Genomic DNA, 12,936 nt, shown 5'->3' on the forward strand with positions numbered 1-12,936 from the left:
CGCGCATAAGCGTCCCTCACGCAATCAACTCCACAAAAAAACATCCAAAACCAGCGAGACTGGTCCAGGATGCTGCTACTACTCTAAATGTTTTCGTTGAAAATCGGCAATGCTCTCGTACTCTGCTGTCAAAAGACGCGATAAGCGGATATAAATCGGCAAAAGCTCTCGGTAAATGCCCGCGGCTTCTTCTTGTGGCTCATGAGTATGCGTTTGGCCAATCATATCAGAAACGATGCTGAAATCATCAATTTCGCCAATTGCATACATGCCAAGAACAACAGCACCAAGACATGAACTTTCAAAGCTTTCTGGAATAACGACTGGTTTATCGAAGACGTCGGCCAGCAATTGGCGCCACATATCCGAACGCGCAAAACCGCCTGACGCTTGAATGCGTACCGGTTCGCCGGTCAATTCTTCGACTGCCAGCAGCACCGTATACAAGTTAAAGACAATGCCTTCTAACACAGCACGAATCATATGCTGCTTTTTATGATGGATGCTTAAGCCGAAAAATGATCCGCGTGCGTTAGCGTTCCAAAGCGGTGCACGTTCCCCCGTTAAATATGGATGGAACAATAAACCGTCTGCTCCTGGATTCACCGTGTCAGCGATTTTCGTCAGCACGTCGTATGGATCAATTCCTAGCCGTTTCGCAGTTTCCACTTCAGACGAAGCAAATTCATCTCGTAGCCAGCGTAAAATAATGCCACCATTATTTACAGGTCCACCGACTACCCAATGATTTTCAGTCAACGCATAGCAAAATGTGCGTCCTTTTGGATCGGTCTTTGGCTCAGTCGTCACTGTACGAATAGCCCCGCTTGTCCCGATGGTTACGGCTAACACACCTGGTTCGATGGCATCTACTCCTAAGTTGGCTAGCACGCCGTCGCTTGCACCGATGATAAATGGCACATGTTCAGGAATACCCATAAACAAAGCATGCTCTGTAACCAGCCCGGTTAGTTGATGCGTTGTCGGAACCGGATGAGACAATTGTTCTCTTGTAATGCCTGCTACTGCCAAAGCTTCTTTGTCCCAATCTAATTGCTCCAGATTGAAGAGTCCTGTTGCTGAGGCAATAGAATGATCAACAACATACGTTCCAAACAATTCATGAAAGACAAATTCCTTGATACCGATAAACTTCGCCGCATGCTCACAAACTTCCGGCTTTTCATCTTTTAGCCAAAGTACTTTTGAAAGTGGAGACATGGCATGAATCGGCGTACCTGTGCGCAAGTAAATTTCGTGGCCGTTCATCCGTTCTTTAATGTATTTGGCATGTTTTGCACTTCTCGTATCCGCCCATGTGATGCTTTGCGTCAATAAGCTTCCCGTAGCGTCCACGGCAATAAGGCTATGCATCGCAGAACTAAACGATACCAATTTTAGCTGCTTTGTATCTATTTCGCTTTTTCGGATTGTTTTTCGTACGGAAGTTAACACCGCACGAAAAATTTCTTCTGGATCTTGTTCAGCTACTAGCGGATTGGGTGTTTCTAATGCGTAAAAAACGGTGTCACCTGCGATTACTTTACCCGCTCGATCAAATAACACTGCTTTTGTAGACGTTGTCCCAATATCGACGCCTAAATAATAAGACTGCTCAGGCATAAAAATCCTCCTTTATATACAAGAAAAAGAAAAAGGCAGTATCTCCTTTTTCCTTTCCTGTTTTATTAGATAAAAAAGCTTATGATCAACACTACCACGAAACCGGTTAACCCGATAATCGTTTCCATAACCGTCCATGATTTCAATGTATCTTTCACATCCATACCGAAATAGCGGTTAACTAACCAGAAGCCTGAGTCGTTAACATGTGACAAGACGGTCGCGCCGGAAGCAATAGCGATAACGATTAACCCTAGTGCAGGTCCTGTCATGCCAACCATTTCAAGAAGTGGCGTGATCAAACCAGCGGCTGTTACCATCGCAACAGTCGCAGATCCTTGCGCCACACGTACCGCCGAAGCGATCAAAAATGCCAAGACGATTGGTGGTAAAGCCGAATCGCCCATCATATCACCTAGTACTGCACCAACACCTGAATCGATCAATACTTGCTTGAAAACACCGCCTGCGCCTGTTACTAGAATGATAATTCCTGCTGGTTCAAGTGCTTTTGTCGCAATATCTTGTACTTCTTGACGCGAATAGCCACGTTTTGTCCCCAACAAATAAAATGTTAGCAATGTCGCGATTGTCAACGCGACAAACGGGTGACCAAGGAAAGTTAAGATTTCACGTACCATATTGCCTTCATCTAACAACACACCTGATAACGTATTCAATAAAATCAACACAAGTGGAATCAAAATTAACGATGTGATCATGCCAAAGCTTGGCAGGTCTTTATCGTACTCTTTCTTTTCAAGCTCCATGTAATCCGGAATTTCAATATGTAGCTTTTTGCCGATAAAACGTCCAAATACAGGTCCAGCCAAAATCATAGCGGGAATCCCAGCAAGAACACCAAATAAAATAACCCAGCCAAGTTCTGCTCCAACTAATTCTGCAACCGCAATCGGTCCAGGCGTTGGTGGAATGAAACTATGCGTAACTGCAAGACCCGCTAATAACGGAATCCCGTAATGCAAAAGTGACTTACCTGTTTTTCTAGCCAATCCGTACACAATCGGCACTAAAATAATAAAACCAACATCAAAAAATACAGGAATTGCTACGATAAATCCAGTAACACCTAACGCCCATTGTGCTTTGTCTTCCCCGAATTTATCAATCATCGTAGCGGCTAAACGTTCTGCACCTCCGGATACTTCAAGCATCTTCCCGAACATAGCGCCAAGTCCCACTACTACAGCGACAAAGCCCAGTGTCCCGCCCATACCGTTTTGAATGGACGTGATGACTTCATTAAGTGGCATACCCGCAGCAATCCCGACAAGTAAACTAACTAATAATAAGGCCACAAAAGCATGTAATTTCGTGCGAATAACTAAGAATAACAATAAAAATATACCTGCAAGCGCTACCATAATCAACATTGAACCTGACATATTTTTTCCCCCTTGTTGTGTGCAACTTTAATTGAATATTATTTAAGAAGTGAAGAAATCGCTCCAGGCGGAAGCTTTCCAGGGCTGTCTTCAGCTCGTCCTGATCCCTCTGGAGTCGCCGCCTTTCGCTCTTTCTTTTATTACTTTTTACTATTTTGAGTTGAAAAAGTTGGTTCACTCACTTACTTTTTCTCTACCGCATGCCCGCCGAATTCGTTGCGCTGAGCTGCGACGACTTTTCCGGCAAACGTGTCTTCTTCTAACGAACGGTAGCGCATCATCAGCGACAACGTAATCACTGGTGCAGGAACATTCAAATCGAGTGCCGTTTCTACTGTCCATTTGCCTTCTCCAGAAGAGTTCATCACCCCTTTGATGCCTTCTAGTTTAGCGTCTTTTGAAAATGCATTTTTGGTCATTTCCATTAAGTACGAGCTGATGATAGAGCCGTTGTTCCAAACATCAGCCACTTTTTCGAAATCATACCCAAATGGACTTTTGTTGAGGATATCAAAGCCTTCTGCAATAGATTGCATCATGCCGTATTCAATTCCGTTATGAATCATTTTCAAGAAGTGACCGCTTCCAGCTTCACCGGTATATAAATATCCATCTTGTACAGAAATGTCTTTCAAAAGTGGTTCGATTGTTTTGAATTTCTCAGCATCGCCACCAATCATGGAACAAATTCCGTGACGCGCACCTTCTGTTCCACCACTTGTTCCACAATCAAAGAAGAAAATTCCGTGTTCTTTCACGTTTGCCGCACGACGGACAGTATCTTTGTAGTTGGAGTTTCCACCATCAATAATAGAATCTCCTTCTTCGAGTAGTGGAATCAATCCCTGAATAACAGACTCTGTAATTTCTCCAGCTGGTACCATTAACCATAATGTGCGCGGTGCTTTTAGTTCTTTCACCATGGCCTCAATAGAAGAAACTTGGTTAAAACCGCTTTCTTCAATTACTGCATAACTGTCATAGCCGACGACTTTGTGGTTATGATCGATTAAATTAAGTGCCAAGTTTAATCCCATTTTTCCTAAACCGATAATTCCAATTTCCATTAAAAATCCTCCTTTTCTATAAAAGAATATTTTTCTTTATTTAACTCATTGTATCAAATATTTTTCCGTACGCAACATGTTATTCTATAATAGACAGATATTATTTAAAGAAATGAGGCGCGGATCATGAAACAACAACAATTTGCGCTGGCTGCCATACGCGGTAGTTACCGCCATTTTAGTGAAAAAGAAAAAAAGATTGCCGATTATGTATTAAATGACCCAAAGAATATTATTCATTTGACGATCAATCAAATTGCGGATGAATTAGGACTCGCGGAATCCACTGTTTTTCGCTTTTGCCAACGCATTGGCTTTAAAGGATTTCAAGCTTTCAAAATTTCACTTGCCGCAGAAGTTGTCGCTCCTTTAAAAGACATTCATGAAAAAATCGAAGAAGGTGACAGCATTAATGCGGTTACTGAAAAAGTTTTCCGCTCCAACATCAAAACTTTGGAAGATACTTTACAAATTGTCGATGCTGAAGCGATGGAACAAGCTACTCAAAAATTAATGAACGCGCGAAAAATCGATTTTTACGGCAATGGCGGTTCTGCCATGGTCGCGATGGATGGCTACCATAAGTTTGTCCGTCTAGGTCTTCATGTTTCGATGAATTTGGATTCCCATATGCAGCTTATGGCCGCTTCTCAGCTACAGTCTGATGATGTGGCAATTGTCATTTCCCATTCGGGTTCCACTACGGATGTACTCGATGTGCTCCGTGTATTAAAAGAAAAAGGCGTAACCATTATCTCTGTTACTAATTTCGCTAAATCGCCATTGTCTAAAGAAGCAGATATCGCCCTTTATACCGTGTCAGAGGAAACCGACTTCCGTTCAGAAGCTCTTTCTTCACGTATTGCTCAATTGAGTTTAATCGACGCTCTTTATACCAATTTAATGATTCTCCGTGGCGATGATGGAAAAAAAGCGCTTCAAGACATGCGCGAAGCAATGTCGCATAGACGTTTATAACACTAAAACCCCGTTCCTTTTCATTGAGGAACGGGGTTTTTTCATTTAAATAAGCAGATGCATTGACACTCCTACTCACCTTGATATAAATTAATAAGATGAATTCCGATAGACTTTATAGGGATTTAACTTTTTTAGAAATGAGAGGTACGTTATGAAAGCCATATGGACTAATTATTTAAATGCTTCATTGATTTTAAAAATTACGATTGCACTTATACTCGGCGTTGCCGTTGGATTGATATTTGGAGAGCAAGCAGCTGTTTTGGCTCCTTTTGGTGACTTGTTACTGAAATTATTGACCTTATTAATCGTTCCTTTGATTTTGTTTACCATGATGGTTGGGATTAACCAATCATCTATTGGAGACCTTGGGCGAATGGGCGGGAAAGTATTTATCTATTACACGTTGAGTTCTGCGTTTGCCATCATTGTGGGTCTCGCAGTAGCTAGCTTGCTACAGCCTGGCGTAGGGATGCAGTTGCAAGGCAATGAAACTTTTGATGTTCCGGAAAATCCTGGCATCGTCAGTGTGTTGTTGAACATTGTTCCTTCTAATATTTTAACAGCCTTTACTGAACTTAATTTACTTGGTATTATTTTTATCGCTTTTGCTTTTGGTATTGCCTTGTCTTATATGCGCAATTCAACTGAACTTGGTAGTTTGGGCGAGCATTTATACAAAACCGTGAATGCGTTAAACGAAATGACCTTGCTCGTCTTAAAAGCCGTTCTTCAATATGTGCCAATCGGTATTTTTGCGATTATGGCAAAAACAGTCGGAAATCAAGGCTTAGACACACTTTTCTCTTTAGGGGAAATGGTCTTAGTGCTGTATGCTGCATTGCTTGTTCAAATTGTGCTTTATACTTTGCTCCTATTGGTATTCAAAATAAACCCGTTGGATTTCTTTAAACAAGCACGTACACCCATGTTAACGGCATTTGTCACACAAAGTAGTTCGGGTACATTGCCATTAACATTGAATGCTGCGAAGAATTTAGGGCTATCAAAAAGTTTATATGGCTTTAGTTTACCGCTCGGTGCCACAATCAATATGGACGGCGCTGCCATTCGAATTGCCGTTTCAGCGGTTTTCGCAGCCAATCTCGTTGGCGATCCGTTAAGTATTTCTGAAATGCTAATGGTTGTTCTTATTGGGACGCTTGCATCAATTGGAACTGCTGGTGTTCCAGGTGCCGGCATTGTAATGATTGCGACGGTATTCGTTCAATTAGGCTTGCCGATCGAAGCTGTCGCATTGCTAACTGCCATTGATGCACTAGTCGGAATGGGCGCGACAGGGCTTAACGTTACAGGAGACTTAGTCGGCACTACCTTAATTGATAAAAATGAAAAAAAACGACAAACGACTTAACAAATAAAACCCCTTAAACTGAGCATATGCTCGCTTTAAGGGGTTTTGCATATAAATTTAACTTCTTTTTTTAACCGCAAATAAATGAAACTTAGCATTTGCTTCTTTGTATTCAGTATAGTCATCCATTAGAATTTCCCATTCAAACGGCGACTCTTCAATAATTTTTTTCAATGTCATTTCGCGTTGTTGCCCTTTAATGAGACAATTTACAAATATGCCTCCATCTTTTAACTCTGTTAGTATTTTCTCCACAAACTGCGTTTCTTTAGCCAAATCATTTTTATAAAAATGCAGCATCGAATCTAGTAACACAATATCAACTTCTGCTGAAATCGGATAATCGTACACATTGCCAACACGTCCTTCTACCGGTAACTTTTGAAGCTTTGCTTGTTGATTCAGTTGTTCAATGCCAACACTTGAGTGATCGACGCCGATTACTTTATAACCTAGATTGCCTAATGGTAAAGCATCCCGACCTTGCCCACATCCTAAATCCAAAACCGTACATCTTGTTTCAACAGTTGAAAAAAACGCTAAAAGTCCCGGATAGGGATTTCCAAAATAGTTTTCTTCTTCATAATAACTATCCTACGCCACTTTTTTCATTAGGTACCTTCCCTACTTAAAATTAGTAACTAAGCATAATTCGCTTTAGCTTTTGTTAACATTTGTTTGCTCTTTCGGTTTCCGTTATCCTTTAAAGGAGTATAGCAAAGGAGATGGCTTTCATGACAACAATCGGATTTGTACGACACGGCATCACGGATTGGAATATACAAGGCATCGCACAAGGGTCTGCGGACGTTTCACTTAACGATACGGGACTACAGCAGGCAGAGGCACTCGCAGAACGCTTAGCTCGAGAAGACGAGTGGGATCGGATCATCTCAAGCGACTTGGCTCGGGCAAAAGAAACCGCTGAAATTATTCGCAAGAAGCTCAATTTATCTGTAAGCCATTTTGATGTGCGCCTGCGTGAGAGAAGTGGCGGTAAAATCGAAGGAACAACAGAAAACGAGCGCATTGAAAAATGGGGAGCCGATTGGCGTACGCTCGACTTAGACATGGAAAATTTGGACGATGCAGCAGAAAGAGGCATTTCTTTTGTTGAAGACGTGTTAGTTAATTTCAAAGGACAGCGTATCTTGCTTGTAAGTCACGGCGCATTGATTGGCTTGACGTTAAAAAAACTATTACCTGAGCAATTTACAGAAACGTCTTTAGACAATACATCCATTACGATTTTAACGAATGCTGAAAGCAAATGGGACTGTTCATTGTATAATTGCACGGTGCATTTGGAAAATAGTAAAAGTTATTGATTGCTGGCGTAACTAGTTCGTTTGATGAATGTGATAAAGTAAACAACAGTTAGCACATCAAATACAAACAAAAAAGGAGAGATTCTTCATGTACATCGTAACAAACCGCATTAAAATGAAACCCGGATTTGCAGAAAAAATGGCGCCTAACTTTTCACGTCCAGGCGCATTGCAACAAATGGAAGGATTTATCAAAGTTGAAGTGGCAATCACACAGAACTTGACTGAATACGATGAGTTAAACGTTAATATGTATTGGGAAACTCTTGAAAATTTTGAAGCATGGAAAACGAGTGACGCATTTAAACAAGCTCATAAACGCCCTGAAGCTAGCAGCGACAGCAACGAACCGAAAAAAGAATCACCGATGCTTGGCAGCGAGCTTGTTATTACAAAAGTCGTCGGACTTGTTGAAGCCACAACTACAAACTGAGCAAAGTAGACAGATGGCCTAGTTTGGGCTGTCTGTTTCTTCTTTGATTTTTCATCCCACGTGACTATTATCTCTTAACAAGGAGCCTTTCATTATGAACAAATTAAAACCAGCTTTATGGACCAGAGATTTTATCCTTACTTCCATGGTAAATTTCTTTTTAATCCTCATTTTTTATTTGCTGATGGTTACCATCGCCGTATACGCAGTTGAAGAGTACGGAGCTTCAACGAGCGAAGCCGGACTGGTAACAGGAATTTTCATCTTAGGTGCATTAACTGGCCGTCTCGTTATAGGGCGCAGCATTGATAAAATTGGGCGCAAAAAAACGCTGATTATCGGTACGACCTTATTTATGCTGACTACATTTTTCTACTTCTTAAATTTCGGACTGCCATTTTTAATGGCCAATCGTTTTCTACACGGCATGACATTAGGAATGGCTAGTACAGCCGCCGGGACCATTGTGGCGCAAATTATTCCGATGACACGTAAAGGTGAAGGCATCGGCTATTTTAGTATGAGCTCGACTTTGGCAGCAGCTTTCGGGCCGTTTATTGGCTTAATGTTGAGTCAGTATAGCAGCTATGAAATGATCTTCACTGTCTGTTTAACTCTTGGTGTGATCAGCCTAGTCATCTCTTTGTTAGTTTATGTACCACCAGTAGAAACGCCTCCGACAACTCACGTTACGAAAGGGTTTAAAATCTCCGGATTTGTTGAACCTAAGGCAGTTCCTATTGCTATTGTTTGTTTAGTCATTGCGCTTTGTTATTCAAGCGTCTTGTCGTTTATCAATTTTTATGCGATGGAAGAAGACCTTGTGCAAGCTGCGAGTTACTTCTTCTTAGTTTATGCAATTGCTATTTTACTATCTCGTCCATTTACAGGGCGATTGATGGATTTAAAAGGTGCAAACTTTATTATGTACCCGGCATTTGTCCTTTTTGCAGCAGGATTATTTTTATTAAATGTTTCGAGCAGCAGTGCCGGCTTATTGGTCGCCGGTGCGTTAATCGGACTTGGTTTTGGTAATATGCAGTCAACCACGCAAGCTGTCGCGATTAAACTGACACCCTCGCATCGCATGGGGCTTGCCACATCAACATTTTTCATTGCGATGGATGCAGGTTTAGGTTTTGGCCCCTACCTTCTTGGCTTTATCATTCCACTGATCGGTTATAACTCACTTTATGGAATTTTAGGCTTTGTTGTGCTTGCTACTGCCATTCTTTATTATGTATTGCATGGCAAAAAAGAACGCGCGGATTCAGTTGCGTTGGGGTATAAATAACTGCTCCGCAAAAAAACGCTTAACCTTTTAGGTTAGGCGTTTTCACATTTTACTGCTCTTTTTTCAACCTAGCTACTTCACTCTCAAGAAAATTTAGGCGTTTATGAATTCGATAAAATATTGGCAAATACGCTATGACCACTATGATCATCCACCCCATTGCACAACCCCCTTTTTCACACTTTACCATACATTTTTTTCAACTATAGGTGTGTTTTCAGATTTCATGAATAGGATAGCTGTTCACTTATTAGAAGCTTCTCTCACACCAATAGCTGTTTAACTAATTCTTTGTTGCGTTTTTTAAACACTTCGTTGTGCGATGAGACCATGGCGATTTTATTGGCGTCTGGTTGAATCCATTGTTTAGCTTTATTGACGGCGTTAGCAGCATCTTGGAATGTGCCAGCAATTAAATTCAGTTTCGCTTCGTGCTGTAAAATATCACCGGCTGCAAACAGACCTTCGACAGAAGATTCACTGCTTGGTGTTCCTGCAATGTAATAGTCGTCGGCGATGTCGATGTTTAATGGACTATTGCCGAGCAAACTAATATCTCGTTCATAGCCATGGTTAATAATCATTTCATCAATGGAGAGAATTTGAATTTCTCCTGTTTCTTGATGGGTTAGTTCAACATATTTAATGGCATCCCGGTCGTCCGATGCGATCAAACGCGTAATGTTCGTTTCTAAACAGCAAATTGCAGACCCGTACATCAACTGAGACACTTGCGCTTCATGACCTGCGAGTTCTCGTTTTCGGTATGTAACGTACACTTGCTTGGCAATAGGTTCTAGCTCGTTTGCCCAATCGATTGCAGAGTTGCCACCGCCTGAAATCAGCACGGTTTTGTTTTTAAAGCGCTCTAAAGATTTCACTGTGTAATTTAAATTAGATACTTCAAAACGTTCTGCTCCTTCAATTTGTAGCTTTTGAGGGTTCAAAATACCTCCCCCTACTGCCACAATGACTGTTTTCGATAAATGTACCTCTCCCGAAGAACCCTTCAGCTCAAAAAGTCCTTCTTCATTTTTGGCAATCGCTTCTATTTTTTCATTTACTACTACTTCCGGCTGAAATGTCAGTCCTTGTGCTACTAGCTGATCAATCAATTTTGCGCCTTGAATTGGGGGTTGCCCTCCCACGTCCCAAATCATTTTTTCAGGATAAACATGAATTTTCCCACCCAATTGTGGTTGGAATTCGATAATCTTTGTTTTCATTTCTCGTAAGCCACTATAGAACGCAGAGTACAAACCTGCAGGTCCCCCACCGATAATTGTCACATCAAAAAGTGTATTTTTTTCCATCTTTATGTCACTCCCGCTCTAAAGAATTTGCATTGACAAGCTCAAATATTCGTTTTATAGTATTGATTGTACTGAAAATGATAATCATTATCAATGATAAATACATTAAATTTTGTAAAGGAGGATTTGGAAATGGTGCGCTTATTCACCGAGGAGCTAAATATTAGCTACGGAGATCGCTTGATTGTGAAGGATTTGTCTGTAGAAATTCCGGATAAAAAGATTACGACAATCATCGGTTCGAATGGCTGCGGAAAATCTACGCTTTTAAAAGCGATGACTCGTGTGATTACGCATCAATCCGGAACAGTGGTTTTAGATGGCGGCAATATTGCACAAGAAAACACAAAATCACTCGCAAAGAAAATGGCGATTCTTCCCCAAACACCTGATAGTGCTGCTGGACTTACAGTTGGTGAACTCGTTTCTTACGGCCGCTTTCCTTACCAAAAAGGATTTGGCCGCCTGTCTAAAAAAGACTATGACATCATCAATTGGGCACTCGATGTTACAGGCACACAGTTTTTTAAATACCATCCGGTCGATGCGTTATCTGGTGGTCAACGTCAACGTGTATGGATTGCAATGGCGCTTGCACAAGAAACTGAAATGATTTTCTTAGATGAGCCTACGACTTACCTGGACATGGCGCATCAGCTAGAAATATTGGAGCTCTTGCAACAACTCAATAAAGAACAAGAACGAACCATCATTATGGTACTTCACGATTTAAACCAAGCCGCTCGTTTTGCAGACCATATTATTGCGATGAAAGACGGCAAAATCGTTAAAGCCGGCAATTGCCATGACGTGATTACGCAACCAGTCCTGAAAGAAGTTTTTCGAATTGATGCAGAAATCGGGCTTGACCCGCGAACTCAAAAACCAATGTGCACAACTTATAACTTAATCAAAGGAGTTTAACCCATATGAAAAAACTATTTTTACCTCTCACTTTATTTTCTTTACTACTTCTTCTTAGTGCTTGTAATTCTGATACTGTTGCAAAAGAAACTAGCGACACCAACTCTGACACGATTACTTATGAATCTGAAAATGGTCCTGTAGAAGTTCCAGCTGATCCACAGCGCGTCGTTGTTTTATCTACATATAGCGGAGACGTGATGTCTTTAGACGTTCCATTAGTCGGTGTCGATTCTTGGTCAAAAATGAATCCTCGCTTTGAAGAACAACTAGAAGATGTAGAAGAAGTAGCCGACACAGACCTTGAAAAAATTATTGAATTAGATCCAGACTTGATTATTGGTGGGTCCACTATCAATAATATTGACAAATTAAATAAAATCGCTCCAACTGTGACATTTACATACGGCAATTTAAGCTATTTGGAACAGCATCTTGAAATCGGGAAATTACTGAACAAAGAACAACAAGCACAAGAGTGGATTACCGATTTCCAAGAACGTGCGCAACAAGCTGGGGAAGACATTCGTGCGAAAATCGGACAAGATACCACTGTTTCGGTTATTGAAAACTTCGATAAGCAATTATACGTTTTCGGAGATAACTGGGGACGCGGAACCGAAATTCTCTACCAAGAAATGAAATTAAAAATGCCTGAAAAAGTAGAAGAAATGGCTTTAGCAGACGGCTATTACATGTTGTCTCAAGAAGTATTACCGGAATACATGGGTGATTACGTTATCTTTAGTAAAGACAGCACGCAAGATAACTCCTTCCAAGAAACAGATGTTTACAAAAACACTCCGGCTGCCAAAAGCGGACAAATTTTTGAAGCCAACGCCAAAGAATTTTACTTTAACGACCCCCTCACACTCGAATACCAATTGGATTTCTTTATCGAAAACTTTTTAGGTGAGTGAGGCAATACCAGTGAGTCCAATTTATATAACAAAAAAGAGGGATTCTGTTAAAGAATTCCTCTCAGACTGTAGACAAAGTCATATTAAACTGAATAGTAATGCATAATCTCCAACTGGGCTGGCCACTTCGCTTTCCGTGGGCTCAGCTTCAGTTTCCTCGTCACTAACGTTCCTGCGGGGCTTTCAGCTTTCGTCGCTTCGCTGCTCCCACAGGAGTCTTCGTGGACCAACCCAGTTGAAGGCTTCCTGCTACAAACAAAGTGAGATTCTTT

Annotated in this window: 11 protein-coding genes and 1 pseudogene; 7 read left to right on the top strand and 5 right to left on the bottom strand. The window is 41.2% G+C overall.

Annotated elements, in window-relative coordinates:
- Positions 1 to 78: 78 nt before the first annotated feature.
- The 3 genes from gntK to gnd form a co-directional block, all read right to left on the bottom strand.
- Entirely contained in the window at positions 79 to 1,623 is a 1,545-nt protein-coding gene (gene gntK / locus BBI08_RS16100; protein WP_008496229.1) for a gluconokinase, read from the bottom strand.
- Positions 1,624 to 1,688: 65 nt separating this feature from the next.
- Positions 1,689 to 3,029, bottom strand: coding sequence for a GntP family permease (locus BBI08_RS16105; protein WP_008496230.1), 1,341 nt, complete (start codon positions 3,027 to 3,029; stop codon positions 1,689 to 1,691).
- Positions 3,030 to 3,211: 182 nt separating this feature from the next.
- Positions 3,212 to 4,096 carry a phosphogluconate dehydrogenase (NAD(+)-dependent, decarboxylating) gene (gnd, locus tag BBI08_RS16110; RefSeq protein ID WP_008496231.1) on the bottom strand — a complete coding sequence of 295 codons (885 nt, stop codon included), beginning with the start codon at positions 4,094 to 4,096 and terminating at the stop codon, positions 3,212 to 3,214.
- Positions 4,097 to 4,222: 126 nt separating this feature from the next.
- Here gnd and BBI08_RS16115 point away from each other — a divergent pair, with 126 nt between their 5' ends.
- Both BBI08_RS16115 and BBI08_RS16120 read left to right on the top strand, forming a co-directional pair.
- Entirely contained in the window at positions 4,223 to 5,074 is an 852-nt protein-coding gene (locus BBI08_RS16115) for a MurR/RpiR family transcriptional regulator (RefSeq protein ID WP_065528337.1), read from the top strand.
- Positions 5,075 to 5,228: 154 nt separating this feature from the next.
- The gene (locus tag BBI08_RS16120; RefSeq protein ID WP_008496233.1) at positions 5,229 to 6,452 is read left to right on the top strand and encodes a dicarboxylate/amino acid:cation symporter; all 1,224 of its coding nucleotides are present in this window, start codon (positions 5,229 to 5,231) and stop codon (positions 6,450 to 6,452) included.
- 57 nt (positions 6,453 to 6,509) lie between these two features.
- On the opposite strand, the pseudogene BBI08_RS16125 reads toward BBI08_RS16120, so the two are convergent.
- A pseudogene (locus BBI08_RS16125) lies at positions 6,510 to 6,959 on the bottom strand (class I SAM-dependent methyltransferase); the annotation flags it as partial.
- A 227-nt stretch (positions 6,960 to 7,186) separates the two neighbouring features.
- Between BBI08_RS16125 and BBI08_RS16130 the strand changes: the two are divergent.
- From BBI08_RS16130 to BBI08_RS16140, 3 genes are all read left to right on the top strand, one after another.
- On the top strand, positions 7,187 to 7,780 hold the full coding sequence (locus tag BBI08_RS16130; protein ID WP_008496235.1) for a histidine phosphatase family protein: 594 nt from the start codon (positions 7,187 to 7,189) through the stop codon (positions 7,778 to 7,780).
- 88 nt (positions 7,781 to 7,868) lie between these two features.
- A complete protein-coding gene (locus BBI08_RS16135; RefSeq protein WP_008496236.1) occupies positions 7,869 to 8,213 on the top strand; it encodes a heme oxygenase in 345 nt (114 codons plus the stop codon).
- A gap of 94 nt (positions 8,214 to 8,307) precedes the next feature.
- On the top strand, positions 8,308 to 9,507 hold the full coding sequence (locus BBI08_RS16140; RefSeq protein ID WP_065528338.1) for an MFS transporter: 1,200 nt from the start codon (positions 8,308 to 8,310) through the stop codon (positions 9,505 to 9,507).
- Between the two features lie 263 nt (positions 9,508 to 9,770).
- Here BBI08_RS16140 and BBI08_RS16145 read toward each other — a convergent pair whose 3' ends face one another.
- Entirely contained in the window at positions 9,771 to 10,820 is a 1,050-nt protein-coding gene (locus tag BBI08_RS16145) for an NAD(P)/FAD-dependent oxidoreductase (protein WP_008496238.1), read from the bottom strand.
- A gap of 132 nt (positions 10,821 to 10,952) precedes the next feature.
- Between BBI08_RS16145 and BBI08_RS16150 the strand changes: the two genes are divergently transcribed.
- Entirely contained in the window at positions 10,953 to 11,744 is a 792-nt protein-coding gene (locus BBI08_RS16150) for an ABC transporter ATP-binding protein (protein WP_008496239.1), read from the top strand.
- A 5-nt stretch (positions 11,745 to 11,749) separates the two neighbouring features.
- Complete coding sequence (locus tag BBI08_RS16155) at positions 11,750 to 12,664, top strand: iron-hydroxamate ABC transporter substrate-binding protein (RefSeq protein ID WP_008496240.1); 915 nt, start codon at positions 11,750 to 11,752, stop codon at positions 12,662 to 12,664.
- The last annotated feature ends 272 nt before the right edge of the window (positions 12,665 to 12,936 follow it).

It is taken from the genome of Planococcus halocryophilus (genome assembly GCF_001687585.2).
Classification (GTDB): Bacteria; Bacillota; Bacilli; order Bacillales_A; family Planococcaceae; genus Planococcus; species Planococcus halocryophilus.